General features: G+C 61.1%; 26 protein-coding genes. 10 read left to right on the forward strand and 16 right to left on the reverse strand.

What is annotated here, in order from left to right; genetic code table 11:
* Nucleotides 1–52 precede the first annotated feature (52 nt).
* On the forward strand, nt 53–817 hold the full coding sequence (locus tag AB4P96_RS22270) for a response regulator (protein WP_026013476.1): 765 nt from the start codon (nt 53–55) through the stop codon (nt 815–817).
* The gene (locus AB4P96_RS22275) at nt 817–1,851 is read left to right on the forward strand and encodes a HAMP domain-containing sensor histidine kinase (protein ID WP_017134457.1); all 1,035 of its coding nucleotides are present in this window, start codon (nt 817–819) and stop codon (nt 1,849–1,851) included. Before AB4P96_RS22270 ends, AB4P96_RS22275 begins: the two co-directional genes overlap by 1 nt.
* Here the strand turns inward: AB4P96_RS22275 and AB4P96_RS22280 are convergent.
* The 9 genes from AB4P96_RS22280 to AB4P96_RS22320 form a co-directional block, all read right to left on the reverse strand.
* The gene (locus tag AB4P96_RS22280) at nt 1,848–2,909 is read right to left on the reverse strand and encodes an AI-2E family transporter (protein ID WP_017134458.1); all 1,062 of its coding nucleotides are present in this window, start codon (nt 2,907–2,909) and stop codon (nt 1,848–1,850) included. The genes AB4P96_RS22275 and AB4P96_RS22280 overlap by 4 nt on opposite strands.
* Before the next feature lie 74 nt (nt 2,910–2,983).
* The gene (locus tag AB4P96_RS22285) at nt 2,984–3,802 is read right to left on the reverse strand and encodes a DUF4892 domain-containing protein (RefSeq protein ID WP_138449180.1); all 819 of its coding nucleotides are present in this window, start codon (nt 3,800–3,802) and stop codon (nt 2,984–2,986) included.
* Nucleotides 3,803–3,904: 102 nt separating this feature from the next.
* Nucleotides 3,905–4,759, reverse strand: coding sequence for an alpha/beta hydrolase (locus tag AB4P96_RS22290; RefSeq protein ID WP_177033492.1), 855 nt, complete (start codon nt 4,757–4,759; stop codon nt 3,905–3,907).
* Nucleotides 4,756–5,559 (reverse strand): alpha/beta fold hydrolase, encoded by an 804-nt coding sequence (locus AB4P96_RS22295; protein WP_099549015.1) that lies wholly within the window; start codon nt 5,557–5,559, stop codon nt 4,756–4,758. Before AB4P96_RS22295 ends, AB4P96_RS22290 begins: the two co-directional genes overlap by 4 nt.
* Nucleotides 5,560–5,656: 97 nt before the next feature.
* Nucleotides 5,657–6,100: a hotdog fold thioesterase gene (locus AB4P96_RS22300; RefSeq protein ID WP_186617349.1), complete on the reverse strand. Its 444-nt coding sequence runs from the start codon at nt 6,098–6,100 to the stop codon at nt 5,657–5,659.
* Nucleotides 6,101–6,130: 30 nt separating this feature from the next.
* The gene (locus AB4P96_RS22305; protein ID WP_395600097.1) at nt 6,131–7,780 is read right to left on the reverse strand and encodes an AMP-binding protein; all 1,650 of its coding nucleotides are present in this window, start codon (nt 7,778–7,780) and stop codon (nt 6,131–6,133) included.
* An 86-nt stretch (nt 7,781–7,866) separates the two neighbouring features.
* Nucleotides 7,867–8,316 carry a phosphohistidine phosphatase SixA gene (sixA, locus tag AB4P96_RS22310; RefSeq protein ID WP_017134464.1) on the reverse strand — a complete coding sequence of 150 codons (450 nt, stop codon included), beginning with the start codon at nt 8,314–8,316 and terminating at the stop codon, nt 7,867–7,869.
* Nucleotides 8,313–8,660, reverse strand: a complete 348-nt coding sequence (locus tag AB4P96_RS22315; protein WP_017134465.1) for a DUF4389 domain-containing protein — start codon at nt 8,658–8,660, stop codon at nt 8,313–8,315. Before AB4P96_RS22315 ends, sixA begins: the two co-directional genes overlap by 4 nt.
* Before the next feature lie 11 nt (nt 8,661–8,671).
* Nucleotides 8,672–9,697, reverse strand: coding sequence for an NAD(P)H-dependent glycerol-3-phosphate dehydrogenase (locus AB4P96_RS22320; protein ID WP_017134466.1), 1,026 nt, complete (start codon nt 9,695–9,697; stop codon nt 8,672–8,674).
* Between the two features lie 193 nt (nt 9,698–9,890).
* Here AB4P96_RS22320 and AB4P96_RS22325 point away from each other — a divergent pair, with 193 nt between their 5' ends.
* The 5 genes from AB4P96_RS22325 (at nt 9,891) to fabB (ending at nt 16,837) form a co-directional block, all read left to right on the forward strand.
* Entirely contained in the window at nt 9,891–12,011 is a 2,121-nt protein-coding gene (locus AB4P96_RS22325) for a TonB-dependent receptor (protein WP_329606427.1), read from the forward strand.
* 1 nt (nt 12,012) lies between these two features.
* On the forward strand, nt 12,013–12,942 hold the full coding sequence (locus AB4P96_RS22330) for an ABC transporter substrate-binding protein (RefSeq protein WP_026013477.1): 930 nt from the start codon (nt 12,013–12,015) through the stop codon (nt 12,940–12,942).
* Nucleotides 12,939–14,840, forward strand: a complete 1,902-nt coding sequence (locus AB4P96_RS22335) for an ATP-binding protein (protein WP_017134469.1) — start codon at nt 12,939–12,941, stop codon at nt 14,838–14,840. The genes AB4P96_RS22330 and AB4P96_RS22335 overlap by 4 nt, the downstream gene beginning before the upstream one ends.
* A gap of 249 nt (nt 14,841–15,089) precedes the next feature.
* Entirely contained in the window at nt 15,090–15,605 is a 516-nt protein-coding gene (gene fabA / locus AB4P96_RS22340) for a 3-hydroxyacyl-[acyl-carrier-protein] dehydratase FabA (protein WP_003210552.1), read from the forward strand.
* An 11-nt stretch (nt 15,606–15,616) separates the two neighbouring features.
* On the forward strand, nt 15,617–16,837 hold the full coding sequence (gene fabB / locus AB4P96_RS22345) for a beta-ketoacyl-ACP synthase I (protein WP_017134470.1): 1,221 nt from the start codon (nt 15,617–15,619) through the stop codon (nt 16,835–16,837).
* 176 nt (nt 16,838–17,013) lie between these two features.
* Here fabB and AB4P96_RS22350 read toward each other — a convergent pair whose 3' ends face one another.
* Nucleotides 17,014–18,639 carry a methyl-accepting chemotaxis protein gene (locus AB4P96_RS22350; RefSeq protein WP_395600098.1) on the reverse strand — a complete coding sequence of 542 codons (1,626 nt, stop codon included), beginning with the start codon at nt 18,637–18,639 and terminating at the stop codon, nt 17,014–17,016.
* Nucleotides 18,640–18,844: 205 nt separating this feature from the next.
* Between AB4P96_RS22350 and AB4P96_RS22355 the strand changes: the two genes are divergently transcribed.
* Complete coding sequence (locus tag AB4P96_RS22355) at nt 18,845–19,261, forward strand: OsmC family protein (protein ID WP_099549021.1); 417 nt, start codon at nt 18,845–18,847, stop codon at nt 19,259–19,261.
* A 64-nt stretch (nt 19,262–19,325) separates the two neighbouring features.
* Complete coding sequence (locus AB4P96_RS22360; RefSeq protein WP_099549022.1) at nt 19,326–20,192, forward strand: pirin family protein; 867 nt, start codon at nt 19,326–19,328, stop codon at nt 20,190–20,192.
* Nucleotides 20,193–20,291: 99 nt separating this feature from the next.
* Here AB4P96_RS22360 and AB4P96_RS22365 read toward each other — a convergent pair whose 3' ends face one another.
* The 4 genes from AB4P96_RS22365 to AB4P96_RS22380 form a co-directional block, all read right to left on the reverse strand.
* Nucleotides 20,292–21,020 (reverse strand): dienelactone hydrolase family protein, encoded by a 729-nt coding sequence (locus AB4P96_RS22365; protein ID WP_099549023.1) that lies wholly within the window; start codon nt 21,018–21,020, stop codon nt 20,292–20,294.
* Nucleotides 21,021–21,086: 66 nt separating this feature from the next.
* Nucleotides 21,087–22,991 carry a molecular chaperone HtpG gene (gene htpG, locus AB4P96_RS22370; protein ID WP_236447037.1) on the reverse strand — a complete coding sequence of 635 codons (1,905 nt, stop codon included), beginning with the start codon at nt 22,989–22,991 and terminating at the stop codon, nt 21,087–21,089.
* 89 nt (nt 22,992–23,080) lie between these two features.
* A complete protein-coding gene (locus AB4P96_RS22375; protein ID WP_017134476.1) occupies nt 23,081–23,533 on the reverse strand; it encodes a PaaI family thioesterase in 453 nt (150 codons plus the stop codon).
* On the reverse strand, nt 23,530–24,006 hold the full coding sequence (locus AB4P96_RS22380) for a PaaI family thioesterase (protein WP_177033500.1): 477 nt from the start codon (nt 24,004–24,006) through the stop codon (nt 23,530–23,532). The genes AB4P96_RS22375 and AB4P96_RS22380 overlap by 4 nt, the downstream gene beginning before the upstream one ends.
* 159 nt (nt 24,007–24,165) lie before the next feature.
* Between AB4P96_RS22380 and AB4P96_RS22385 the strand changes: the two genes are divergently transcribed.
* Nucleotides 24,166–24,423 (forward strand): hypothetical protein, encoded by a 258-nt coding sequence (locus AB4P96_RS22385; protein ID WP_017134478.1) that lies wholly within the window; start codon nt 24,166–24,168, stop codon nt 24,421–24,423.
* A gap of 96 nt (nt 24,424–24,519) precedes the next feature.
* Here AB4P96_RS22385 and AB4P96_RS22390 read toward each other — a convergent pair whose 3' ends face one another.
* Nucleotides 24,520–25,260 carry a DUF599 domain-containing protein gene (locus AB4P96_RS22390; protein ID WP_017134479.1) on the reverse strand — a complete coding sequence of 247 codons (741 nt, stop codon included), beginning with the start codon at nt 25,258–25,260 and terminating at the stop codon, nt 24,520–24,522.
* A gap of 233 nt (nt 25,261–25,493) precedes the next feature.
* Complete coding sequence (gene brnQ, locus AB4P96_RS22395; protein WP_056859730.1) at nt 25,494–26,807, reverse strand: branched-chain amino acid transport system II carrier protein; 1,314 nt, start codon at nt 26,805–26,807, stop codon at nt 25,494–25,496.
* Between the last annotated feature and the right edge of the window lie 84 nt (nt 26,808–26,891).

Here is a 26,891-nt window from a genome sequence, read left to right on the forward strand (position 1 = left end):
ATGGAGCCGGGCGCCTATGCTCAATGCAACAACCCAGGCAGATGATCGCACTATGCATACCCCTACCGTCTCTGTAAACGAAGAGCAAAAAAGCGCGGTGATCGCCGAAGACAAGCGGTGGAACACCCGCGCGCTGATCGTCGATGACGACCTGCCGATCCGTGAACTGCTGATCGACTACCTGGCCCGCTTCAATATTCTTGCCACCGGCGTCACCGACGGCACGGCCATGCGCACCGCCATGCAAGCCGAAACCTTTGATGTGGTGGTGCTCGACCTGATGCTGCCGGGCGAAGACGGCCTGTCGCTGTGCCGTTGGCTGCGCACTGAATCGGACATCCCGATTTTGATGCTCACCGCACGCTGCGAACCCACCGACCGCATCATCGGCCTGGAACTGGGCGCCGATGACTATATGTCCAAGCCGTTCGAACCGCGCGAGCTGGTGGCGCGTATCCAGACCATCCTGCGCCGGGTGCGCGATGACCGCACCGAGCAGCGCGCCAACATCCGTTTCGATAACTGGCGGCTCAACAGCGTATTGCGCCAACTGGTGGCCGACGATGGCCTGGTGGTGCCGCTGTCCAACGCGGAATTTCGCTTGCTGTGGGTGTTTATCGAGCGCCCGCGCCGTGTGTTGAGCCGCGAACAATTGCTCGATGCTGCCCGTGGCCGCTCCATCGAAGCCTTTGACCGCAGCATCGATCTGCTCGTATCGCGCCTGCGCCAGAAGCTTGGGGATGACCCGAAAGCACCGCAACTGATCAAGACCGTGCGTGGCGAAGGCTACCTGTTCGACGCCCGGGATATCGGTTGATGCGCGCCACCTTCAATACGCTGTTTGGCAGGCTGTTCGGCGTATTGCTGGTGGCTATTGTGCTCGCTCATGTACTGGCGATCTTCTGGTTCCGTCATTACGGCCCGCCACCACCACGGCCCCAGGAAACCTTTGTCGAGCAACCAGACGGCACGATGAAGCCATTGGCCCGCCATCACCGGCCCTGGTACGGCGGCCCCGTGGTGCCGCTGACCTTCCAGTTTATCTCGCTGATCATCGCCGCCTGGTATGGCGCCAAACTGCTGAGCCGGCCGATCCAGCGCCTGAGCGCAGCGGCCGAACGCTTGAGCCTTGACCTCGACAGCCCACCGCTCGACGAATCCGGGCCACGGGAAGCACGCCAGGCGGCATCGACCTTCAACCTGATGCAAAAGCGCATCCGCGAACAAGTCAGCCAGCGCGCGCGCATGCTCGGCGCCGTCTCCCATGACCTGCGCACGCCGCTGTCACGCCTTAAGCTGCGCCTGGAGCAGATCGAAGACACCAAGCTGCAAGGCCAAATGCGCCAGGACCTGGACGACATGATCGGCATGCTCGACGCCACCTTGAGCTACCTGCACGAACAACGCACCAGCGAGACCCGGCACTGGCTCGATGTGCAGGCGCTGGTCGAGTCCCTCAGCGAAAACGCCCAGGACCAAGGCTCGGACGTACAGTTCTCCGGCACGTGCGTACCGTTGCAGGTGCAACCGATGGCACTGCGTTCGTGCCTCAACAACTTGATCGACAACGCCCTGCGGTATGCCGGCACGGCGCGTATTGAGTTGGCGGACAGCCGTGGCGCCCTGGTGATCCGCGTGATCGACCACGGGCCGGGGATTGCGGCGGATAAACGCGAGGCGGTGTTCGAACCGTTCTTTCGCCTCGAAGGCTCGCGCAACCGCAACTCCGGCGGCGTTGGCCTGGGCATGACGATCTCCAAGGAAGCCGTAGAACGCCTCGGCGGCCACCTGAGCCTGGAGGAAACCCCAGGCGGCGGCTTAACCGCCGTGATGTGGTTACCGAGGGCCTAAAGAACTTTATCTTCGCGACGCTCCTGGGACTGGGTCGCGCTCCAATCCGTCAGCAGGCTGTAGGCCACCGCCAACAAGGTCGGGCCGATAAACAGGCCGATGAAGCCAAAGGCAATCAAGCCGCCAAACACGCCTAACAGCACGATCACCAGCGGCAGGTTGCCGCCTCGGCTGATCAGGTACGGCTTGAGCACGTTGTCCACGCCACTGATGATGAACGTGCCCCATACACCGAGGAACACCGCATAGGTGTAGTCGCCCTTCCATGCCAGCCAGGCCGTGGCCGGGATCCACACCAGCGGCGGCCCCATAGGGATCAGGCTGAGCAGGAAGGTGACGATGCCCAGCACCAGCGCGCCCGGCACCCCCGCAATCAGGAAGCCGATCAGCGCCAGCAGGGCCTGGGCCGCTGCCGTACCAATCACGCCGTTGACCACGCGCTGCACAGTGCCGGCCACCAACTCGATGTAGTAACCGGCGCGCTCGCCGATCAGGCGCTCCAGCAACCGATGGGCAAACATCGCCAGCCGTGGCCCATCACGGTAAAAGAAGAACACGAACACCAGGCTCAGGGTCAGCTCGAGGATACCGCCGCCAATTTGCGCACTGCGCGCCAGCAGCCAGTTACCCACCTGCCCCAGGTACGGCTTGATGCTGACCATCAGCGCCGCGCCCTGTTGGTCGATGCTGTCCCAGGTCGCCACCAGCCGCTCGCCAACAAAGGGGATCGAGTTCAGCCAGGCAGGTGCGGCGGGCAAGCCGTCAACCTGGATATCCTTGATCAGGCCGACCGCATCGCGCACATGGTCGGCCAGGTTGAACCCCAGCCACACCAGCGGCACCGCCACCAGCAACATCCAGCCCAGGGTCAGGATGCCCGCCGCGAGGGATTCGCGGCCACCCAGCCAGCGCGTGAGCAAACGCATCAGCGGCCAGCTGGCAAACGCCAGCACCGCGCCCCAGAACAGCGCCGACCAGAACGGCGCCATCACCCAGAAGCTGGCACCAAACAACACCAGCAGCAGGATTTGCACCAGTAGGCGATCGTTATTGAGCATCGGGTATCTCGAGAATAAGGCTGTAGGAAGAGCAGCTTAGGCGAACGGCACGGGTCCGTTCGCCTTCATAACGGTCAGCGTATCAGATGCAGGTGCAAACCCTTAGCGTCACCGCTGCCGGTTTCCAGGCGGGCAGCCCGCACACCGCTGTCGATCAGGCCCTGGCGCCAGGCTTCGGCGGTCGGCCCGGTGAGGCTCACGCGCAAGGTGGCGTCGAGGTTCAAGCCACGGGAAATCAAGGTCAGCCAAGTGGCGTCAGGCGCGCTGCCGAGTGCCGGAAAGTCCAGCTCGCCGGTGCTTTTCAGCTCGCGCAGCAAGGTCGCCGAAGTGGGCAGCAAGTCGCCCAGCGGCGCCCCGGCGTCCAGTTGTTCTACATGCAGATAAGCCCGGCGGTTGCCGCGCGTAATGCCATATAGCGCCACCAGCGAATTGTCTTGCGGGGCGGCCAGGCGCAGCAGCAGGTATTCCTGCTGGCCGTCGGCGCCGACCAGCTTGGCATTGCCGAACACTTCATTGGCCCACAGGCTGCTTTCGCCGCAATCACGCGCCTGGCACCAGAACAACAGCTGCGCGCCCTTGGCCTGCAGCGCTTCGCGCGTCGCGGTAAATGCGGCGCTGGAGGTGTGCTCGGCAGGCAGCTCATAGGTGACTGCAGTGGTTTTGCCGCGCGCCGTAGCCTGGCCTTCGTAGCGCAACTGGCCGCTGATCTTGCGGATCGCGCCCATGGGGTAGATGCGTTCTTTTTCTTCGGCAGGGCGATAATCGACGATTTGCGCGTCGACCTGACGGGCCACGGTCGGCAGATCCTGGCTGCCTGGCACATCGGCGGCGAACACCAAGGGGCTGAAACAGCACAGCCCGAGGACACGGAGACATTCTTTACGCAGGCTCATCGGATGATTGAGCCCTGGCCATCGAAGTGCGCAGCGGTGTTGAGTTCGTACATGGTTGACTCCCTTTCAATCCGCCCAGCCTCGGCAGTTGACCCCGCCAAGTCAAGGCATGGAGAAAAACCGATTGAAACAGTCTGCAACAAGGATCGCGCCGGGCTCATCATTAAGGTGTAAATGATGGCCGCCCGGCAGCGTGTTCACCGTAAAAGGTAGCTGAGAAAGCAATTCGGAATGTTTCGCCAGCATGCCGTCAGCCGCGACGACCAATTGTGTAGGGCAACCCACACGTCGCACGAAAGCCATCGCCTGTTCATCGGTCAGGCGCATCGGCGACGCCAGGGTCAAGCGTGCATCGGTGCGCCAGGTATAGCCGCCCGGCACGGGCATCAAACCGCGCTGGGCCAGCAGTTCAGCGGCTTCACGGCTGACCGCCACTACACCTTTCATGCGCGCTTCGACGGCTCGATCCAAGGTGCTGTAGACCGGTTTTCGCTTGTCTTGCAGGCTCAATTGCGCCTGCAATGCCATGCCGAGGCGCTCGGCGGCGTTCTCGCCAGCGGCGGTCGGCGGGATCACGCCGTCGATCAACCCCAGGTGTGTGACGCGTTCCGGCAGCGCTCCGGCCAACACCAGGGAAACGATGGCGCCAAGGGAATGGCCAAGTAATGCAAAACGTTTCCAGCCCAGTTGTTCAGCCACTTGCAGCACATCAAACACGTAATCCCACAAGGCGTAGCCGGCCCCGACAGGCCGATGCGCCGAGTGCCCATGCCCGGCCATGTCCAGCGCAACGATGCGCAAACCCGCAAGCTTGGGCGCCAGCCGCGCAAAGCTGTTGGCGTTGTCCAGCCAACCATGCAAGGCGATCACCGGCAGGCCGTCTTCAGGCCCGAACAAATGCGCGGCCAATTCGATATGCGGCAGGCTCAGGCGCACTTCTTCGACGGGGTTGCTCATGCGCAGCTGCGCTCACGGGCTTCCCAGCGGGAAAACAGGTTCTTGATCAACGTCGCGGTGTCCTGAGGGCGTTCGAGAGGGAACATATGGCCGCCGGGCATGGTGAGCATTTCACCCATGGGCAGACGATCGACACCACTGGCATGGTGACGCATCACCACCCGGCTCTGACGCCCGCGCACCACCGCCAGCGGCACCTTCAGCTGGCGAACCTGGCCTGGGCTGGTATGGGGCACGCCTCGGTAGATACTGATTTCGGTGGCCGGGTCAAAGCGCAAGCGCAGGCGATCGCCCACCTGTTGCAGGCCGTGTTGCAGGTACGCGTCAAAGCACTCCGGGTCGAAGCCGCGAAACAGCGTTTTGCCAGCGAAGTAGCTGCGTGCGGCGGCCAGGTCGCTGAATTCTTCACGCCGGCCCAAGGTGCGCCCCGCCGGGGTCAGGCGGTCTATAAAGCCAAAACGTTTGGCAGCGCGAATTACCCAGCGGTCAGCGCGGGTCAACACCGGCGAATCAAGCATCACCACACCACGGTACAGCTGCGGGCGGCGCATGGCCGCGTGCAAGTGCAGCACGCCGCCCAAGGAATGGCCCACGCCCCACACCGGTTCCGGTTGCTGTTCCAGGTGATGGATCAGCTCATCCACCAGGTTCTGCCAGTTGTCATCCACCGGAAACCTGGGGTCGTGACCGTGCTGCGGCAAATGCGCCACCGCGTACTCCGGGGCCAGGGCGGCAAACAACTTGCCGTAAGTGGCCGAAGGAAAGCCATTGGCATGGGCAAAAAACACGTGCTGCGACATACAGGATCCATCTACGGGAACAGAAGTGAATTGTCACCAGCCTTGAGCCGTACAGCAATGACTGTAACCGCCAGGAATGATGACACTCACGCCACGCCTATCGTACGGGTGGGTTCTCGCCCAACGGCACCACGGCCATGGTCAGGCGCGACACACAGCTGGCTTTGCCATCGTCGCTGGTCAAGCGAATGTCCCACACCTGAGTGGTACGGCCGATATGAATCGCCCGTGCTACCGCCCTCACCCGCCCGCTGCGCACACCACGCAAGTGGTTGGCGTTGACCTCAAGGCCCACGCAATAGAACTTGCTGGCATCAATGCACAGGTAAGCCGCCATGGAGCCAACGCTTTCGGCCAGCACCACCGACGCACCGCCGTGCAGCAGGCCGTACGGCTGGTGGGTGCGATGGTCGACCACCATGCTCGCGGTCAGCGACTCGTCGTCGAAGCTTTCGAAACGGATATCCAGCAGTTCACCGATGGTGTTTTTCTGGATGGCGTTGAGTTGCTCGATATTCGGTTGGGTGCGCCACAAGCTCATGAAGTCGTCCTTATTGGTTTTATTACGGTCCTAATCCTGCCACACAATCGGCTCACTGCGTTCGCTCCAAGCCGAAAATTGTGCACCGTAAGTCGACTCGATCACGTTGCGTTTTATCTTTAAGGTCGGCGTCAAAAAGCCGTTTTCCACCGCCCAGTTGTCTTTGACCACCACCAGTTGGCGCAAGCGTTCATGCTTGTCCAATGCGCCGTTGACCTGTTCCAGCCAGCGTTCCAGGCTGCTGCGCAGTGCCTGCCGGTCCTGGCTGCCAGCCGACAATACGCATAAGCCCATCGGCGCCAGCAAGCCATCGCCGACTACACACACCTGTTCGATGCGTGCATGTTCAGCCAGGCGGTTTTCGATCGGCGCCGGGGCCACGTACTTGCCCTTGCTGGTCTTGAAGATCTCCTTGAGGCGCCCGGTCAGGCGCAGGCGGCCGGCGGCGTCCTGCTCACCCTTGTCGCCCGTGCGCAGGAAGCCATCGTCAGTGAGGGTTTCGGCGGTTTTCTGCGGGTCCTTGAAGTAGCCGAGCATGGTCGCGCCACTGCGCACCTGCACTTCACCCGTCAAGTCGATGCGCACTTCGACGCCAGGGCACGGCAGGCCGATCCAACCCAGCGTTTGTTGGCCAGGGCGGCACACATGGGAATAGCCGCAGCTTTCGGTCATGCCATACACCTCCAGCACATCCAGGCCCAGGCGTTGATACCAGCGCAGCAAGGCTTCTGGCACCGGGGCGGCGCCGGACAGCGCGATGCGCAGTGCATCCAGGCCCAGCCCGGCCAGCACTTTGTGGCCGACGCGCTTGCCGATAAAAGGCAGGCGCAACAGGGTATCGAGGCGTTTTTGCGGGATTTTGGCGTAGACGCCCATCTGGAACTTGGTCCAGATACGCGGCACGCCGAACAAGGCTGTGGGCCGCGCCCGGCGCAGGTCGGTCAGAAAAGTCTCGAGGTTTTCGGCGAAAAACACAGTTTGCCCGGTATAGATCGAGGCCAGCTCGACAAACATGCGCTCCGCCACATGGCACAGCGGCAAGTACGACAGCAGCCGGTCGCCCTCGCCCAAGCCAAATATCTCTGTGCCGCGCGTGGCCGCAAATCCAAGGGCGCCAAAGGTTTGCATCACGCCTTTGGGCAGGCCGGTCGTGCCGGAGGTGTAGACAATGGTTGCCAGGCTTGCGGCATCCGGCGCGGGGTTGTCCTGGATCGGCGCATTGGCTTGCAGGTCTGCCCAGCTGAAATCAAAGTCGCCGGCCGGGCACAACGGCAAGCTGATGGTCGGCAACCCGGCCGGGATGCCGGGCGCCATCGCAGGCCAGTCATCCAGCTTGCCGATCAGCACCAGCGCCGCCTCGGAATGCGTGAGCACATGGTTGACGGACTCGGCCGTGAGGTTGGGGTACAACGGCACCGACACATGCCCGGCCATCCAGATCGCCAGGTCGGCAATGATCCAGTGCGCACAGTTTTTCGAGATCAGGGCAATGTGCGAGCCTTGGGGCAATTCCCGGGCGCGCAACCAATGCGCGGCGCAACGGGCCTGATGGCCGACATCGCCCCAGGTGAGCGTCTGCACCTCGCCGCCGCCGATGGGTTGCACCAGAAAGGGTTTGCGCGGGTGTCGCGCTTCACGTTCGAAGAAGACCTGCAACGGCAAACGAAAAGCGACAGGCATGGGACGCGCTCCTTTGTGATCCGATGATAGCCAACCAAGCACTTGCTTGGTTGACTATATAGCACACAAAGTCGCGATTGCTTTTCCTACGGATGCTTCACACTGACCAGGCTCATCAGCCCTGCCAGCGGAAAATCGCCTTCCAGCTCCGCCAGGCTGGCGGTGTGCATCGGCTCTGGCTGGCGCTGGTGACCATGCTGCAAAAAGCTGATCAGGCTGCCCACCAAGGGTTGGTGGCTGACCAGCAGCACGTTGTCATCGGTGTCGAGCTTTTCCAGCACTTGCAGCGGGTTGCCCTCAGGCGTCAACCACGGCACCGTGCGCACCTGCGGCTCGAACCCCAGTGCACCACGCACCAACTGCGCCGTCTGCTGCGCCCGCACATAAGGGCTGGCGATAATTGCACTGATGGGCTGACCAATCAGATGCGCAGCACTGCGCAACACTTCACCACGGCCATGCTCGGTGAGGTTGCGCTCGGCGTCGGTGCGCGCATGCCCTTCGGCTTCACCATGGCGCAAAATCCATAGCTTCACAGCTTTGGCTCCTCATCACGCACCGGGTGCGGCGCTGGCGGCACGCTGTGGGCGGCTTCGCCTTCGGGTGCACGCGGGGTTGGCCAATCGGCGAACGGCCAGGGTTTCTGCTCGGTGTGAAAGCTGCCGAAACGGCCGATCTGCGCCAGGAACTGGCTGAGGCTGTCGCCAAAATTCATCAGGCCCAGATTCGGCGCGCCGTAGATCAGGCGATAAATCAGTTGCACCACCACCAGCGCACCGAGCAGGAACTGCGCCACTTGCCACACCAGGGCAAACACCAGCATCCACAGGACGCGCAGCAGGATGGACTCGTATTTTGGGGTGTCTTTAGGATCGTTCATGTGCGCGTTCCTCAGTTGAAACCGCTGGTGGAAATGAAGTCGACGTCAGTCTTGGGCTCGGCGCGCATCAGCACCTCGATCACCTGGTCCAAGGTGCGCCCTTCAAACAGGATCGCATGCAGGCCGGCGACCAGCGGCATGTACACACCGACTTCCTGGGCCTTGGCCTTCAACACCTTGAGGGTGTTGACGCCTTCGGCGACTTCGCCCAGGCGCGTGACCGCGTCTTCCAGGCTCAGGCCCTGGCCGAGGGCGAAGCCGACTTGATAGTTGCGGCTTTTGGGCGACGAGCAGGTGACGATCAAGTCACCTACGCCGGCCAGCCCGAGGAAGGTCATCGGGTTGGCGCCCTGGTTCACGGCAAAGCGGGTCATCTCCGCCAGCGCGCGGGTGATCAGCATGCTTTTGGTGTTCTCGCCCATGCCCAGCGCCACGGCCATGCCGGCGATGATCGCGTAGACGTTTTTCAGCGCCCCGCCCAGCTCGACGCCAAAGCGGTCGCCACTGGCGTAGACGCGGAAGGTACGGCCATGCAGCACGGCCTGCACACGTTCGCACAGTGCTTCGTCTTCACTGGCCACCACCGTGGCGGTCAGCGCGTGCTCGGCGACTTCCCGTGCCAGGTTCGGCCCGGACAGCACGCCGATGCGCGCCTGCGGGGCGATCTCGGCGAGGATTTCGCTCATCAGCTTGAAGGTCTGCGCCTCAATGCCTTTGGTCAGGCTGACCAGCAGCTTGCCGGCCAGGCGTTTAGCGTGGGGCGCCAACACCGAGCGCAAGGCGCTCGAAGGCAGCGCGACAAAGCACAGGTCACAGTCGGTCAGCGTGGCCAACAGGTCGGTGACCGGCTCCACCGCCGGATGAATCTTGATGCCTTTAAGGTAACGGGGGTTTTCCCGATGCACGCGGATGGCCTCGGCCTGCTCGGGATCACGCATCCACTGGCGCACCGCGTGGCCGTTCTCAGCCAGCAGGTTAGCCACGGCGGTACCAAAACTTCCGCCTCCCAGGACCGCAATAGGGCGCTGTTCAGTCATATGCAATCCGTTAATCCTTACATGGCGATGGCGGCATTATACGGGGCGACCCGCTTGCGGCCAGCCCCCGCGTCAATTCGTGCGCTTGTCGGAAAATGCCACACTTGTGTGAAGTAATTGCAAGTCCCACGACTGGCAAATGGCCCCACCTCAGTTAACATGGGCGGCTATCCGTAATTATCAAGGCTGCACCGTGTATCTGGGCCATCCTCCTCGCTCATCTCTGTTGCTGATGTTGCTGTGCAGCACACCTGCGCTGGCGGATGACCTGTTTCTCGACAGCCAGCCACTGCCGCAAGTGTTGACCGCCACACGCCTCAAGCAATCGGCCGCGGCCGTGCCCGGCAGCATGACGGTGATCGACAGCGAGCTGATCAAGGCCAGCGGCGCACGCGACATCGCCGAACTGCTGCGACTGGTACCGGGGATGATGGTCGGCTACACCACCGGCAACCAGGCGGCGGTGAACTACCACGGCACCAGCGCCAGCGACGCGCGACGCATGCAGGTGTTGATCGACGGGCGCTCGGTGTACCGCGCGGGCCTGGCCACCGTGGACTGGAGCGACATCCCGGTGGCCATGGAAGATATCGAGCGCATCGAGGTGTTCCGTGGCCCCAACACCGTCAGCTACGGCGCCAACGCACTGATGGCGGTGGTCAATATCCTCACGCGCTCACCGGCCAACAGCCACGGCTCGCGGATTAAAGTCATCCGTGGCCAACGCGGCATCAACGACTATTACGCCAGCCAGGGTGTGGGCTGGGAAACCGGTGACTTGCGCCTGTCCTTTTCCGGCCAGCAGGACGATGGCTTTGACAGCGACGCCGTCGGTGCCGACCGTCGTGACGGCCGCCGCCTCAACCGCTTCAGCCTGGCGGTGAGCCAGACCCTGAATGCTCAGCAGAGTCTCGATTGGCAATTTGACGCCAAGGAAGGCACCAACCAGCGTCCTTATACCTACCTGCCGGTGTTCGCCGGGATTACCGAAGGCGGCACCAATTCCGATGCCGTCGCCAAGGACTATGCCGGGTCGTTGCGCTGGAACTTCGACTTCAACCCCGAACACAGCCTGTACATTCAAGGCTCGGCCCAGCAATGGGACCGCCAGCAGGTCTGGAAAGCCTGTGACGCCAAGGTCTCGTTCAGCCCGGAACTGACGCAGTTGTGGCAGTTGAACCCCAACTATGCCGAACGGTTGGCGCGGCACATGGACACCTACAGCCAGGGCGTTGCACCACCCGGCAGTGCCGCCGAACAAACGCTGGGCAACCAGGTACTCGACCAGTGGCGCAACGGCGCGAACCAAAGCGTGTGCGGCGACATCGACCAAAGCACCCGCGAAAGCCGCTACGACCTGGAGATTCAGGACACCCTGAGCCTGTCCGATAGCCTGCGCCTGGTCAGCGGCATGAACTACCGTTACGACCGCGCCGACTCCGACACCTACTTCAACGGCACCCTAGACGACACCACCTGGCGCTTGTTCGGCCACCTGGAATGGCGCGCCAGCGAACACTGGCTGCTGCAAGGCGGCGCCATGTACGAAGACACCCACCTGAGCGGCAACTCGCTGACGCCACGGGTGGCGGTCAACTACCTGATCAACCCGCGCCACGGCTTGCGGGCGGTGTACTCCGAGGCGATTCGCTCGCCGGACATGTTCGAGAACAACGTCAACTGGAGTTACCGCGTCACCAATTTGAGCTCCCCGACCTACGGGCAGAACGCCGGGCAATATTTTGTGGTAACGCGAGGCCCCGGCAACCTCGATAAAGAGTTGATGCGTTCACGAGAGCTGGGCTACAACGGCTTCTTTGCCGATTTCGGGTTGAATGTCGACGTGAAACTGTTCTACGACGAAATCACCGAGATGATCAGCTCGCCGCTGCGCAACAACCAATACATTGCCAGCAACGCCAACAGCGCACGGTTCACCGGCGCCGAATCGCAGTTCGACTGGCGCATGAGCAATACCGACCGTCTGCGCCTGACCTATGCTTACGTCGACGCCGCTTCCAGCAACCCGCTGGACAAGGCGCAGACCGCGCGCAACAGCGGCTCGGCCGGTTGGCTGCGCGAGTGGGGCCACGGCTGGTCCAGTGCGCTGTTCTACTACGGCGACGATGCGCTCAACCAATATCGCTTCGAACGGGTCGACCTGCGGGTGGCCAAGCGCATTGCCCTGGGCAAAGCCAATGTGGAGCTGGCCGGCATGTTGCAACAACGCCTCGATAACCAGCCCACCACCTGGGCCGATAACAACTACGACAGTCGCCATGTCCTGTATTTCAGCGCGGAGCTGGAATTCTGACATGGGCGCTCAGTCACGGATGACCCCCTTCTTTATCTCTCGGCTCTGGCGCCGCGCCTTGCTGCTGGTGTGCCTGTTGCTGACCGCGCCGGCGTGGAGCGCCGATATCCTGTTGACCGCCGCCGAAGACGGTGCCGGCGTTCAGGCATTTACCCAGGCCCTCGCCCAGCAACGCCCCGAAGACCAGGTGAGCTTTGTCCCGCTCAAAGACTTGCCCGCGCCGAGCCAGTTGCCGCCCGGTACGCGCCTGATCCTGCTGGACCTGCCCGGCCTCGACTGGCGCCTGCAGGATGACCAGGGCCCGCCGACCCTGGTGTTGCGCATCAGCCGCTTACAGGCACGCCAGCGCCTGGGCACCACCCACCCGGCAAAAATCAGCCTGTTGTGGAGCGACCCGCCGCTGGCGCGCCAACTCAAGCTGATCGCCAACATCCTGCCGCAGGCCCAACGCATCGGTGTGCTCTATGGCAGCGACAGTGAGTTCCTGCTGCCGGAGTTGCGCGAGTATGCAGCGCCCATGGGCCTGGAAATCGTGGCGCAACGCTGGGACAACATTAACGACAGCCGCCCGTTGCAAAACCTGCTCAAGAACAGTGACGTGCTGCTCGGCCTCGACGACCCGCAGTTGTACAACCCGAAAACCGTGAAGAACCTGTTGCTCAGCAGCTACGCCCAGCAACTGCCGCTGGTGGGGCCCAACGCCGGGTTCGTCAAGGCCGGCAGCCTGGCCAGCACCTACAGCGACCAGGCCGACTGGCTGGCGGTGCTCGACCGGCTGCTGGATCATCCGCCAGCCAACTGGCCACGCAGCCTGTACCCGCAACACTTCAAAGTCGTGGGTAACCCGCAGGTCGCGCGCTCACTGGGGATCGAACAGGTGGACGAAACCGCCGTCGCCGCCCGCCTGGCCGAAGGAGAAAAACGCCCATGACCTTGCGCCGTCGTTGGGACATCAACACCCGCACCCAGCTCATCACCCTGGGCCCGGCGCTGTTGCTGACCTTGCTGTTGATCAGCTTCTTTACCTTCGTGCGTATCCAGGACCTGCGCCAGGAACTCGACCACACCGGCCAGTTGATCGCCAACCAACTGGCCCCGGCCACGGAGTACGGGGTGATTTCCGGCAACAACGATGTGCTCGAAAGCCTGCTGCGTGCCACGCTGGCCACCCCGCATGTGCGCTTCCTGGAGATTCAGGACAGCACTGAGAACATCCTGGTGTACGTCGAACAACCTTCGGAAAAACACGACCGTTCGCTGTCGGTGAAAGTGTTCCAGGCGCCCATCCGCTTACAGCATATCCAGCTGGGCAATGACTTTTTCCAGGACAACCTCAACGAACCCAAGGCGCCGCGTGCCGATTACCTGGGCCGGGTGATCGTCGGCATGTCCAACGACGCCTTCAGCCAGCGCCAGCAGGAGATTCTGTTCAAGGCCGGCATCCTCGCACTGTTTGCCCTGCTGTTTACCTTCCTGCTCGCGCGGCGCCTGGCCGCGAGCCTGTCGCAGCCGATCAGCGCCATGGGCCACGCGGTAAAAGCCATCCAGCAAGGCGACTACAAGACACCGCTGCCGATTGTCGATGATTCGGAGCTGGGCGACTTGTCGCGGCACATCAACAACCTCGCCGAAGGCCTTAACCAGGCCAGCCGCGAACAGCACCAGGCCATGGCCCAGTTGATCCAGACCCGCGAAGAAGCCGAACGGGCCAACAACGCCAAGTCGGACTTCCTGGCGATGATGAGCCACGAGTTGCGCACGCCCATGAACGGCGTGCTGGGTATGCTGCAACTGCTGGAAACCACCGAGATGACCGAGGAGCAGACCGAGTACGCGGCGCTGGCCTCGGAGTCCACCGAGCACCTGCTTAAAGTCATCAACGACATCCTCGATTTCTCACGTATCGAACGCGCCGCGCTGGAGCTGGAACATATCGCCTTCAACCTGGCGGACCTGATCAACAGTTGCGCCCAGGCCTTCCAGCACAGCGCACAGCAACGTGGCCTGAGCCTGGAATTACCGATTCCGCTAGGCATGGACGCCTTGCGCGTGAGGGGTGACCCGACGCGTATCCGCCAAATCCTGGTGAACCTGATCGGTAACGCGCTCAAATTCACCGAGCACGGCAGCGTCACCGTCGAGCCCCATTGGCAAACTCTCGACCATGAACTGGTGTGGTTCACCTGCACGGTGCGCGACAGCGGCATCGGGATTTCCGCTGAACGCCTGGAGCTGATGTTCGATGCGTTCCAGCAGGCTGACAGTTCCATTTCCAGACGTTACGGCGGCACCGGCCTGGGCCTGCCTATTGCTCGCACGCTGGCCGAACGAATGGGCGGCACGTTGCGCGCGCAAAGCCAGGAAGGCCGTGGCTCGGTATTTACCCTGGAAATTCCACTGGCCATCGACCAGCACAGCTTGCCGGCGATCGCCCTGGACGCCGAGGGCAAGGCCAGCGCGGGTGATGGCCGCCATGTGTTGCTGGTGGAAGACAACCCGGTCAACCGCACCGTGGTCGAGGCCATGTTGCGCAGCCTGGGCTTTGAAGTGAGCCTGGCCACCGATGGCGCCGAGGCAATCCGCAGCGCCGAGAGCCTGATTTTTACCGCGATCCTGATGGATTGCCGCCTGCCGCTGATCGACGGCTACGAAGCCACCCGGCGGATTCGCCAACTGCCCGGCTGCGCCGACCTGCCGATTATCGCGTTGACGGCCAACGCCTTGCAGGGCGATCGCGAAGCCTGTCTGGCAGCCGGAATGAACGATTACCTGGCCAAGCCGTTCAAACGCACGGATTTGCAGCAAATACTGCAGCGCTGGGTGCAATAGCGCCGCGCCATCAACCAACTGCGACTGGCGCGAGAGACGAAAGTGCGGCAGTCTTAGGCACCCAAACGGGCCGATAAACAGGCTCGGTTTAAAATTTCAGTGAACAAGTGTACATTGAGTACCTTGACGCTGTGACTTTCACTACAACGCAATAGTCTATGTGTAGGCTGCCGGTATGAGGCATGAACGCTTCATTCGGTCCGGGAAGATTTACCCTGCCCTGCCGCATGGGATTATTGAGGAGCTCGCATGACCAAACAAAACGCCTTTACTCGGGAAGACCTGCTGCGCTGCAGTCGCGGTGAGCTGTTCGGCCCAGGTAACGCGCAACTGCCCGCCCCGAACATGCTGATGGTGGATCGCATCACCCATATCAGCGAAGAGGGTGGCAAGTACGGCAAAGGTGAATTGGTCGCCGAGCTGGATATCACCCCTGACCTGTGGTTCTTCGCCTGCCATTTCGAAGGCGACCCTGTGATGCCGGGCTGCCTGGGCCTTGATGCCATGTGGCAACTGGTCGGTTTCTACCTGGGCTGGCAAGGCCTGCCAGGTCGCGGCCGCGCCCTGGGTTCGGGCGAAGTGAAGTTCTTTGGCCAGGTCCTGCCGACTGCCAAGAAAGTCACCTACAACATTCAAATCAAGCGCGTCCTCAAGGGCAAGCTGAACCTCGCTATCGCCGACGGTTCGGTGACTGTCGACGGTCGCGAGATCTATACTGCCGAAGGCCTTCGGGTCGGCGTATTCACTTCCACTGACAACTTTTAAGGGTTATCCGCATGCGCCGCGTCGTTATCACTGGTCTGGGCATTGTTTCTTGCCTGGGCAATGACAAAGAGACCGTCACCGCTAACCTGCGTGCAAGTCGCCCTGGCATCCGCTTCAACCCGGAATATGCCGAAATGGGTCTGCGTAGCCAGGTTTCCGGCTCCATTGACCTGCCCCTCGAAGAACTGATTGATCGCAAGATCTATCGCTTCGTCGGCCACGCTGCCGCTTACGCTTACCTGGCCATGAAAGACGCCATTGCCGATTCCGGCCTGAGCGAAGACCAGGTTTCGAACGTACGCACCGGCCTGATCGCCGGCTCCGGCGGCGCATCGACCCTCAACCAGATGGAAGCGCTGGACATCCTGCGCGAAAAAGGCGTGAAGCGCGTTGGCCCGTACCGCGTAACGCGGACCATGGGCAGCACTGTTTCGGCCTGTCTGGCCACCCCGTTCCAGATCAAGGGTGTGAACTACTCGATCTCCTCCGCCTGCGCCACCAGTGCTCATTGCATCGGTACTGCGGTCGAGCAGATCCAGCTGGGCAAGCAGGACATCGTTTTCGCCGGCGGCGGCGAAGAAGAACATTGGAGCCAGTCGTTCCTGTTCGACGCCATGGGCGCGCTGTCCACCCAGTACAACGAAACCCCGGAAAAGGCCTCCCGCGCCTACGACGCCAAGCGTGACGGCTTCGTCATCGCCGGCGGTGGCGGCATGGTGGTGGTCGAGGAACTGGAACACGCTCTGGCCCGTGGTGCAAAAATCTACGCGGAAATCGTCGGCTACGGCGCTACTTCCGACGGCTACGACATGGTTGCGCCGAGCGGCGAAGGTGCCATTCGTTGCATGCAGATGGCCATGTCCACCGTGGACACCCCAATCGACTACCTGAACACCCACGGCACTTCGACTCCGGTCGGCGATGCCAAGGAAATGGAAGGCGTGCGTGCAGTATTCGGTGACAAGGCTCCGGCCATCAGCTCCACCAAGAGCCTGTCGGGTCACTCCCTGGGCGCCGCCGGCGTTCACGAAGCGATCTACTGCCTGCTGATGATGGAAGGCAACTTCATGGCCGGCTCGGCCAACATCGACGAGATCGACCCGGTCGTCGCCGATATGCCGATCCTGACCAAGACCGTTGAAAACGCAAAAATCGACACCGTGATGAGCAACAGCTTCGGCTTCGGTGGCACCAACGCCACCCTGGTACTGAAACGCTGGCAGGGCAAGTAAGCCCCGCAGGTTGATCACCTGGAAAAGCCCCGACTGGTTCGGGGCTTTTTTGTGGGCAATGGAATGAGACCGAGTCGCCTTCATCGCAGGCAAGCCAGCTCCCACATATGGCGGTGTTCGCCATTCAACATGTGGGAGCTGGCTTGCCTGCGATAGCGTCACCTCGGTCCCAAGCCCTACACCGAAAACCGCGCCACCATGGTATTCAGGTCCACCGCCAACCGCGACAACTCCTGGCTCGCCGCACTGGTCTGGTTAGCGCCCGTCGACGTCTGATGCGCCAGGTCGCGAATATTCATCAAATTGCGATCCACCTCCCGCGCCACCGCTGCCTGCTGCTCCGAGGCACTCGCAATCACCAGGTTGCGCTCGTTGATCAAGGTAAAGGCCGACGCAATCTCCTCCAACGCCGTGCCCGCCGACTTGGCGATATCCAACGTAGAGCGCGCCCGCGTATTGCTCTGCTGCATCGAACTGACAGCTTGATCGGTGCCTTGCTGAATCCCGCTTATCATCAATTCTATTTCCTGAGTCGACTGCTGCGTGCGATGGGCCAGTGCCCGCACTTCATCGGCCACCACCGCAAACCCACGCCCGGCATCGCCCGCGCGCGCCGCTTCGATCGCGGCATTCAGCGCCAGCAAGTTGATCTGCTCGGCAATCGAGCGAATCACATCCAACACCTTGCTGATGCCATAGACCTTCTGCGCCAAGTCCTCAACCTGGGTCGCGTTGGATGTGACGTCATCGGCCAGCGCTTCAATCGACACCACGGTCTGATGCACCTGCTCGCGCCCACGCTGGGCAATGCGGTCAGACTCGCGGGACGCCTGTGACGTGGCCACCGCATTGCTCGCCACCTCCTCCACCGCCGCGGTCATCTGGTTGACCGCCGTGGCCGCCTGTTCAATTTCCTGGTTCTGCTGGTGCAAACCACGGGTCGCATCTTCAGTCACACAACTGAGTTCTTCAGAAGCCGAGGCCAATTGGTTCGAAGACTCGGCAATCCGTCGAATGGTGTCGCGCAGGTTCTCCTGCATGCCCTTGAGCGCCTGCTGCAAGCGCGCGGGTTCATCGTTGCCGGTTACGTTGATCTCACCAGTGAGGTCGCCGCCTGCCACGCCCTGGGCAACCTTCAGCGACTGCGCCAACGGCAGCACGATGCTGCGGGTCAGCCATACCGCCAGGCCAATGGTGATCAATGCTGTGAGCACTATCATGCCAACCACCCATGTGCGCGATTGGGTGAATACGCTCTGCGCGAGGTTCGCGGCCTGGTTGGCACTGGCCTTGTTCAAGGCGACCAGGTCGTGCAGGGTCGCGGCCATCTCATCGGCCAGTTGATTCATCTCCCCATTGACGATCCTGACCGCATCCTCCAGCTGGTTGGCCTTGGAAAACGCCATCACCTGCTCCTGACGTTGCAGGTATTGCTGCTCCTGGTTTTTGAAACGATCAAACAGTACACGCTCTTCGGGCAGTACGATCAACCCTTCGTAGAGCGTCTGCGCATGGTGCAGGCCGTTTTTCAGGTCGGTGAGCTTCTGTTCGTTCTGCGCCAGCGCCTGCGGGTCACGGTTGACCACCAAACGCAGGGTGAGGGCACGCACCCGCAACAGGTCCTGGCTCATCTCCCCCACCGCCATCACGCTGGGCAGCCAGTTGTTCTCCACCTGATCGGACTGCTGGCGCATATTGGCCATCTGCAGCAGGGCGAAGCCGCCCAGGGCAAACACCATCAATGCCAGCACGCCAAAGCCTAAGCCTGCGCGCGGGGCGATATTCAAACTACGGATACTCATGCCTGGATTCCTTCCGAATGCGCTGCATCCACCTGCAGCAGGTCTCCTGAAAGGTATCGGCCCTTTGTCGCGTTTGCGTAAGACGAAAACGCGATATCAACGCGCTTGGCAATCGCGCGGGCAGCCATTGGAAAAAACACGGAACACTGAAGTGCCAGCATGCTCTATAACTGCATGACCTTTTACTGCCCTCGTGAGGTTTGCCATGCCTGTTACCGTCAATACGCTTAACCACGACAACTTTCGCCACAGCGTGAACATCAACAACCACGAACTGTTCACCGACCTGCCCAAGAGCCTGGGCGGTGATGATTCGGCGCCCTCGCCCCACGATTATTTCGACGCCGCCCTGGCCTCGTGCAAGGCGCTGACCGTCAAGCTCTACGCGCAGAAAAAAGACATCCCGCTCACCGGCGTCACCGTGGAAGTTACCCACGACAGCTCAGAGGAGCAAAAAGGCAAGTACAAGCTCAACGTCAAGCTGACGCTCAAGGGCGTACTCAGCGATGAGCAGCGCGATGAACTGCATCGCGTCGCCGATAAGTGCCCGGTACACAAGCTGATGACCACCGCCGACGTCACCATCGAAACCAAACTGTCCGAAGGCGCTTTCAGCCAGTAGCCCCAACCTCCCGTCGAGCGGGTTATGCTCAGTAGCACCTAACCCGCTCAGACAGGGACGCCCCATGACCACCCTCACCGTGATCCGCCCGCGCGCCGAAGACGTCGAAGGCCAGCCGATCCTGCGACCGCTGCCGTCACGCGAATGCCGCAGCGTCGGGCCTTTTGTGTTTTTCGACCATATGTTGTCGACCCGCTATGCACCCGGCACCGGCATGAATATCCGCCAGCACCCGCATATCGGGCTGTCCACCCTCACCTACCTGTTCGAAGGCGCCCTGCAACACAAGGACAGCCTGGGCTCGGACCAGGTAGTGCAAGCCGGCGACGTCAGCTGGATGACCGCCGGCAGCGCAATTGCCCACGTCGAGCGCACGCCCGAAGCCCTCAAGGCCAGTGGTTTCAGCCTGCACGGCCTGCAGGTGTGGCTGGCCTCGCCCAAGGACCATGAAACCGGGCCGGGCCACTACAGCCATCACCCGGCGGCAAGCCTGCCGGTGAGCGATAACCTGGGCGTGCAGATTCGCCTGATCGCAGGCGCGGGCTTCTGCCTTAAATCGCCGGTGCCGGTGCTGTCGCCTACGTTATATGCCGAGGTGCAGATGCACACGGCCACGACGCTGCTGATCCCGGATGAGCATGAGGAGCGCGCGGTGTATGTGCTGGACGGCGAGGTGCAGTTGGACGGTGAGGCAGTGGAGGCGCATAGCCTGGTGGTATTGCCGAGCGGGCAGGAAATGACCTTGTTTGCCGAAAGCGATTGCCACGTGGTGGTGTTCGGCGGCGCGCCGCTGGATGGGCCACGCCGGATCAATTGGAATTTTGTCGCGAGCGATCCGGCGGTGATTGAACAGGCCAGGCAGCGCTGGGCGGCCGGGGATTGGCCGACGGTGCCGGGTGAGTCAGAAAGAATCGAGTTGCCTGTCAGATAGCTATCGCAGGCAAGCCAGCTCCCACCTGTCGACTGTTTTCACAGTTCAACGTGTGGGAGCTGGCTTGCCTGCGATGAGGCCGGAACAGGCGCTAAAGCTTTAGCCCTTGAACACTTCATCCAGCAAGTTATGCATCGACTGGAACGCACGCTTGGCCGTCTTCGCGTCGTACATCATCTTGCCCGGCACATTGGCGTGCGGGTCAGTAAAGGAATGCACCGCGCCGCCGTAGCTCAGCAGTTGCCAATCCACACCGGCGGCGTTCATTTCTTGCTCAAACGCCGGCAGTTGCTCTTTCGGCACCAACGGATCGGACGCGCCGTGCAGCACCAACACCGAACCCTTGACGTGCTTGGCACCTGCCGGGTTTTGTGTGTCGATCGTGCCGTGGAACGACACCGCAGCCTTCAACGGCGCACCGGTGCGTGCCAGCTCCAGCGAGCAGAAACCACCAAAGCAGAAACCGAAGGTCGCCAGCTTCGAGGTATCAACGGCCGCTTCGGTCTGGCTTTGCAGTTGCTCAAAGGCCGCCTGCATGCGCTTGAGCAGCGCCGGGTTATCGTTCTTCAACGGCATCATCGCAGCGCCGGCTTCATCGCCATTCGTCGGGCGCACGGTCTGCCCGTACAGGTCGGCGATCAGTACCACGTAGCCTTGGCTGGCCACGCTCTTGGCGATTTCCTCGGCACCCGCACTCACCCCCATCCAGTTCGGCGCCATCAGCAGGCCCGGCAGCGGGCCTTTGTGGCTGGCATCGAACGCCAGGCGGCTTTCATAAGACTGGCCATCAATCTGATAGACCACGGAACGTACAGTGACTTGGCTCATCATTTACTCCAGTTGAGGTGCGTTAGAACGAAAAAACCCGCCGAAGCGGGTTTTTCTACAACGGTGTTAAACCGACAGTTCAACCAACAGCTTGTTCAGGCGGCGCACATACGCGGCCGGATCTTTAAGGCTGTCACCGGCAGCCAGGGCTGCCTGGTCGAAGAGGATGTGCGACAGGTCGCCAAAACGCTCTTCACTCTGCTCGCCATCGAGTTTCTCGATCAGCGGGTGAGCCGGGTTGAATTCGAAGATCGGCTTGGAATCCGGCACTTTCTGCCCGCTGGCTTCGAGGATCTGACGCATCTGCATGCCCAGGTCCTGCTCACCGATGGCCAGAATCGCCGGAGAGTCGGTCAGACGGTGGGAAACCCGCACTTCGCTGACGGCATCGCCCAAGGCAGTCTTGATCCGCTCAACCAGGCCTTCTTTGGCCTTGGCGACTTCTTCGGCTTCCTTCTTCTCTTCTTCGGAGTCCAGGTTACCCAGGTCCAGGTCACCACGGGCCACGTCGACGAAGGTCTTGCCGTCGAACTCGCTGAGGTAGCTCATCAGCCACTCGTCGATACGGTCGGTCAACAGCAGCACTTCGATGCCTTTCTTGCGGAAGACTTCCAGGTGCGGGCTGTTCTTGACCTGGGCGTAGGTTTCGCCGGTCAGGTAGTAGATCTTGTCCTGACCTTCCTTGGCGCGTGCCAGGTACTCGGCCAACGACACGATCTGCTCGCCGTCGTCACCCTGAGTCGAGGCAAAACGCAGCAGGCCGGCGATTTTTTCCTTGTTGGCGAAATCTTCTGCCGGGCCTTCTTTCATGACCTGGCCGAAGTTTTTCCAGAAGCCCTTGTATTGCTCAGGCTCGTTCTTCGCCAGCTTTTCCAGCATGTCGAGCACGCGCTTGGTCAGCGCCGACTTCATGGAGTCGATGATCGGGTCTTTCTGCAGAATTTCGCGCGACACGTTCAGCGACAGGTCGTTGGAGTCGACCACACCTTTGATGAAGCGCAGGTACAGCGGCAGGAACGATTCCGCCTGGTCCATCACGAACACGCGCTGCACGTACAGTTTCAGGCCTTTTGGCGCCTCACGCTGGTACAGATCGAATGGGGCACGGGCCGGTACATAAAGCAGCGAGCTGTATTCCAGCTTGCCTTCGACCTTGTTGTGGCTCCAGCTCAGCGGGTTCTCGTAGTCGTGAGCGATGTGCTTATAGAACTCTTGGTACTCCTCGTCTTTGACTTCGGTACGAGGGCGGGTCCACAAGGCGCTGGCACGGTTGACCACTTCCCATTCCTGGGCAGGTTTCTCTTCGCCCTCGACAGCCACTTGTTCTTTCGGCAGTTCGATCGGCAAAGCGATGTGGTCGGAGTATTTCTTGATGATATTGCGCAGGCGGTAGCCGTCGGCGAATTCATCTTCAGCGGCTTTGAGGTGCAGCACGATACGCGTGCCACGGTCAGCCTTGTCGACAGTGGCGATTTCGAACTCGCCCTCACCTTTGGAGGCCCAGTGCACGCCTTCGCTGGCGTCAAGGCCGGCGCGGCGGCTGAATACTTCAACCTTGTCGGCGACGATGAAGGCCGAATAGAAGCCCACGCCGAACTGGCCGATCAGGTGCGAATCTTTCTTCTGGTCGCCCGACAGATTCTTCATGAAGTCTGCGGTGCCGGATTTGGCGATGGTACCCAAATGGGTAATCGCGTCTTCGCGGCTCATGCCGATGCCGTTGTCTTCGAGGGTGACGGTCTTGGCGTCCTTGTCGAAGCTCACACGGATTTTCAGTTCGGCGCCACCTTCCAGCAACTCAGGCTTGGAGAGGGCTTCGAAACGTAATTTGTCGACAGCGTCAGAGGCGTTCGAGATCAATTCGCGAAGGAAGATTTCCTTGTTGGAATACAGCGAATGGATCATGAGGTGCAGCAGTTGCTTCACCTCGGTCTGGAAGCCCAGGGTTTCCTTTTGAGTTTCCACACTCATGGTCATCAAACTCCAATTGGATGGCAGTGGCCGCGCCCGAAAGGGTTGGCGGCGGGTTGTCATCAAAGTTGGGGGCTAAGACCAGGATTTCAAGGGCGCACCAATTCCTCAATTTTGAAATGTGCGCGAGCGGTGGCAATCGGCTCAGCGGCGGTGCTTTGCCAGGCGGTGATCGCCACATTCGCCACCCGGCGGCCTTGGCGCCACACCTGGCATTTGGCGTAAGTGTCGCGAAACTGCCCGGCACGCAAGTAATCCAGGGAAAAATCGATGATTTTCGGCAAACCTGGCGCACCGGTAAATACCAGCAAATGTAACGCTGCCGACAGCTCCATAAAACCTGCGATCACACCGCCGTGCAGCGCTGGCAATATCGGGTTACCAATATTGTCCTTGTTGGCCGGCAGGCGAAACAGCAGCTCATCCCCCAACCTTGAGCATTCGATGCCGATCAGCTTGGCGTAGGGCACCAGGTTGAGCAACGCCTCATAGTCGCCGCGCTCATGGGCCTGTTCGAGGCGGGTCTTGAATCGATGCGTCATGCCTGGTCTCCCTTGATCGAATTGCCGAATCCTTGCGTGCCTTTGAGGCGCTTGCCCATGCGCATGAAGGTGCCCACCACATGGGCGATGGGTTGCTGAGGATCATCCTGGTAGGCAAAGCCACGGGTAAAGATCACGTCGGTGGTCACCCGGTAGCATTGTGCAAAGCCATACACCGGCTTGTGCGGCTCGGCGGGATGCATGTAGTCGACGCGCAAATCCAGGGTCGGGCACACCTCGAACTCCGGCAGCACGCACAGCGTGGCCATGCCGCAGGCGGTGTCCATCAGTGAGGTCAGCGCGCCGCCGTGAATCACGCCGGTCTGAGGGTCACCGACGATATGCGGGCCGTAAGGCAGGGCCAGCGTCATGCCCTCCTCGCTGGCGGCATGCACGATGATGCCCAGCACCTGGCAATGGCGCAGGGCCAAAACAAAGCGTGTGGCACGCTCTAACAAGGGATTTTCGGTCATGTGTGCAGACTCTTATTAGTGTGGGTTTGCGCAGTAGCCGGGACAGGACTAAAAGTTCCTTGGCAGCGGTGTTTTATATATCTTTGAAACAAAAGGAACTAATGCTGGCCGTCCAAGCTCGAAAGGCCAGTAGATATCTTCAATAAGGAGAAACACCCCATGCGCAAGACTTTAGCTATTTCCATGATGTTGGCCGCTGCCCTCGGTCTCGCTGCCTGCGATAAGAAATCCGAAGACAAAGCCCAAGATGCCGCCGCGCATTCTGAGCAAGCTCAGAAGGACATGGCGAAAGCACAGGATAAAGTGAACGACGCTGCGAAAGAAAACGCCGATGCTGCCAAAGCTCAGGCTGAATCGAACGAAGCCGCCGCGAAAGAAGCTGCACCTGCCGCACCTGCAGAACCTGCCAAGAACTAATAGCCTGGCATTTGCTGCAAAAAGAAAGCCCGCTTACATAGCGGGCTTTACTTTGCCTGCGATTTATAGAATTTGATTAACCCTGGGTGCCACTCATCAAGACACGGTTTCTTTAGCCGGCTCGGCTACCGGCATATCGGTCGGCGTATAAACCATCACCTGCAGTACGTCGGAATGAAACTCGCGGCGATACAGCACCAGTACCACCCCGCTGCTCATCAACATGAACAACCAGGGGCTGACAAACCAGGCCAGCATGGTCATGCCGAAGTAATACGAGCGCAGGCCAAAGTTGAACTGGTTGGCCGCCATCGAAATCACCCGCGCCGCCCGCAGGGCAAATGCCTTGCGCTCCTGCTCCGACACCTGCCGCTCTCCGATCATCGGCGCCGAGCCCACCAGCACGGCGGCAAAGTTGTATTGGCGCATGCACCAGCTGAAGGTGAAGAACGCGTAGACGAACACCAGCGCCAGGCACAGCAGCTTGATTTCCGACATACCCTGTGACGCCTGCTGCACCATGGGGATGTCCGCCAGCAACGATACCGCACGCTCGGATGCGCCCAGCACGGTGAGAATACCGGCGAGAATAATCAACGTGCTGGAGGCGAAGAACGAGGCATTGCGCTCCAGGTTGCCGATCACACTGGCGTCGGCAATCCGGTTATCGCGCAGCAGCATACGGCGCATCCAGTCTTCGCGATACAGGTGCAGCACGCTGGCCAGGCAGGCGGTGTCTCGGGCTTTCCAACTGGCATAGCGGGTGTAGCCACCCCAGCACAGGGCAAACCAGAAGGCGGCCAGCAGGTGGATTTGATTGGTTTCGATGAACGACATGCAGGGCCTTGTATACGATGATTAAAGACAAACACGGTTAAAAATGTGCGAGCTGGCTTGCCTGCGATGGCGGTGGACCAGGCTACACAGCAGTGACTGAACCGACGCCATCGCAGGCAAGCCAGCTCCCACATTGACCGAACTCCAACTTTAGAGCGTTGTGGTCTTGCAGGCATAAAAAATGCCCCGTATCGATTGATACGGGGCATTTCAGTACAGCGTGAAACCTTGAGTCAGGCGATGGCTTCGCTACGCTTGCCGAGCATACGGTCAACCACTACCGCCACGCCGAGCGTCATCACCGATGGCACCAGCCAGGCCAAACCTTGCTCACTCAACGGCAGGTGCGCCAACTGTGCAGGCATCCAATCGGCCAAGCCAGCGCCTTTAAGCGCGTCGATGCAACCAAAGATGAACGACACCAGCATCACCGGGCCAACAATACGGCCCTGCTCCTGCCAGAAGTCTTTGCAGAAGCTCAGAGCCACCAGCACGATGCACGGCGGGTAGATCGCGGTGAGCACCGGGATCGAGAAGGCAATCAGCTTGGTCAGGCCCAGGTTGGACACGAACAGCGAGAACAGCGCCAGGATCACCACCAGCGTCTTGTAAGACAATGGCAGCACTTTGCTGAAGTACTCGGCGCAAGCACAGGTCAGGCCCACGGCGGTGACCAAGCACGCCAGGGAGATCAACACCGCGAGGAAGCCGCTGCCCAGGGAGCCGAAGGTGTGTTGCACGTAGGCGTGCAGCACTGCCGCGCCATTGCTGGCACCGGCCGCCACCGCGTGGCTGCCCGAACCCAGGCGGAACAGGCTGATGTACACCAGCGCCAGGCCCACGCCGGCAATCAGCCCGGCGATGATCGCATAGCGAGTGATCAGCTTTGGCGACTCAACACCACGGGAACGAATCGCGTTGACGATGACGATACCGAACACCAGCGCGCCGAGGGTATCCATGGTCAAGTAGCCATTGATAAAGCCCTGGGAGAACGGTGCAGCGACGTATTCCGGGGTGGCAACACCCACATCACCGGCCGGCAAGGCAAACGCAGCGATGCCCAGCACGGCCAGGGCGATGATCTTCAACGGTGCGAGAAAACGCCCTACCGTGTCCAGCAGACGCCCTGGGTACAGGGAAATGAAGAACACCAGCAGGAAGTACACCGAGCTGTAGAGGAACAGCGCGAGCGGGCTTTCGCCGGTCAGCGGCGCCAGGCCCACTTCAAACGAAACGGTCGCGGTGCGCGGGGTGGCGAACAGCGGGCCTACCGCCAGGTACGCCGCCGCCGCCAGCAGGCCACCGGCGATCTTGCCGATCGGGCTGCTCAATGCGTCCATGCCGCCGCCGACCTTGGCCAGCGCGATCACGGTGACCACCGGCAAGCCAACTGCGGTGATCAGGAAGCCCAGCGCTGCCATCCAGACGTGAGGCCCGGACTGCAAACCAACGATAGGCGGGAAGATGATGTTGCCGGCGCCCACGAACAGGGCAAAAGTCATAAAGCCTAACGCCAGGATGTCCTGGCTTTTCAACACTTTCATTTCAGGAAATACCACACTACTGAATCGGAATTTAGAGAGGGATTCCCTGTGGATGAGGGAACTGCTGCCGGCCCTGATGGGGAC

The sequence above is a fragment of the Pseudomonas sp. B19125 genome, assembly GCF_044218855.1.
In the GTDB taxonomy this organism is placed as follows: domain Bacteria; phylum Pseudomonadota; class Gammaproteobacteria; order Pseudomonadales; family Pseudomonadaceae; genus Aquipseudomonas; species Aquipseudomonas edaphica.

Bases quoted from the DNA above. Each gene is read 5' to 3' on its own strand.
- AB4P96_RS22305 (WP_395600097.1), bottom strand. From the start codon at position 7,780: ATGCCTGTCGCTTTTCGTTTGCCGTTGCAGGTCTTCTTCGAACGTGAA.
- AB4P96_RS22360 (WP_099549022.1), top strand. From the start codon at position 19,326: ATGACCACCCTCACCGTGATCCGCCCGCGCGCCGAAGACGTCGAAGGC.
- fabB (WP_017134470.1), top strand. From the start codon at position 15,617: ATGCGCCGCGTCGTTATCACTGGTCTGGGCATTGTTTCTTGCCTGGGC.
- AB4P96_RS22285 (WP_138449180.1), bottom strand. From the start codon at position 3,802: ATGAGCCTGCGTAAAGAATGTCTCCGTGTCCTCGGGCTGTGCTGTTTC.
- AB4P96_RS22315 (WP_017134465.1), bottom strand. From the start codon at position 8,660: ATGAACGATCCTAAAGACACCCCAAAATACGAGTCCATCCTGCTGCGC.
- AB4P96_RS22295 (WP_099549015.1), bottom strand. From the start codon at position 5,559: ATGTCGCAGCACGTGTTTTTTGCCCATGCCAATGGCTTTCCTTCGGCC.
- htpG (WP_236447037.1), bottom strand. From the start codon at position 22,991: ATGAGTGTGGAAACTCAAAAGGAAACCCTGGGCTTCCAGACCGAGGTG.
- AB4P96_RS22320 (WP_017134466.1), bottom strand. From the start codon at position 9,697: ATGACTGAACAGCGCCCTATTGCGGTCCTGGGAGGCGGAAGTTTTGGT.
- AB4P96_RS22390 (WP_017134479.1), bottom strand. From the start codon at position 25,260: ATGTCGTTCATCGAAACCAATCAAATCCACCTGCTGGCCGCCTTCTGG.
- AB4P96_RS22330 (WP_026013477.1), top strand. From the start codon at position 12,013: ATGGGCGCTCAGTCACGGATGACCCCCTTCTTTATCTCTCGGCTCTGG.
- AB4P96_RS22365 (WP_099549023.1), bottom strand. From the start codon at position 21,020: ATGAGCCAAGTCACTGTACGTTCCGTGGTCTATCAGATTGATGGCCAG.
- brnQ (WP_056859730.1), bottom strand. From the start codon at position 26,807: ATGAAAGTGTTGAAAAGCCAGGACATCCTGGCGTTAGGCTTTATGACT.
- AB4P96_RS22355 (WP_099549021.1), top strand. From the start codon at position 18,845: ATGCCTGTTACCGTCAATACGCTTAACCACGACAACTTTCGCCACAGC.
- AB4P96_RS22275 (WP_017134457.1), top strand. From the start codon at position 817: ATGCGCGCCACCTTCAATACGCTGTTTGGCAGGCTGTTCGGCGTATTG.
- AB4P96_RS22380 (WP_177033500.1), bottom strand. From the start codon at position 24,006: ATGACCGAAAATCCCTTGTTAGAGCGTGCCACACGCTTTGTTTTGGCC.
- fabA (WP_003210552.1), top strand. From the start codon at position 15,090: ATGACCAAACAAAACGCCTTTACTCGGGAAGACCTGCTGCGCTGCAGT.
- AB4P96_RS22335 (WP_017134469.1), top strand. From the start codon at position 12,939: ATGACCTTGCGCCGTCGTTGGGACATCAACACCCGCACCCAGCTCATC.
- AB4P96_RS22290 (WP_177033492.1), bottom strand. From the start codon at position 4,759: ATGAGCAACCCCGTCGAAGAAGTGCGCCTGAGCCTGCCGCATATCGAA.
- AB4P96_RS22350 (WP_395600098.1), bottom strand. From the start codon at position 18,639: ATGAGTATCCGTAGTTTGAATATCGCCCCGCGCGCAGGCTTAGGCTTT.
- AB4P96_RS22300 (WP_186617349.1), bottom strand. From the start codon at position 6,100: ATGAGCTTGTGGCGCACCCAACCGAATATCGAGCAACTCAACGCCATC.
- AB4P96_RS22375 (WP_017134476.1), bottom strand. From the start codon at position 23,533: ATGACGCATCGATTCAAGACCCGCCTCGAACAGGCCCATGAGCGCGGC.
- AB4P96_RS22270 (WP_026013476.1), top strand. From the start codon at position 53: ATGCATACCCCTACCGTCTCTGTAAACGAAGAGCAAAAAAGCGCGGTG.
- AB4P96_RS22385 (WP_017134478.1), top strand. From the start codon at position 24,166: ATGCGCAAGACTTTAGCTATTTCCATGATGTTGGCCGCTGCCCTCGGT.
- AB4P96_RS22280 (WP_017134458.1), bottom strand. From the start codon at position 2,909: ATGCTCAATAACGATCGCCTACTGGTGCAAATCCTGCTGCTGGTGTTG.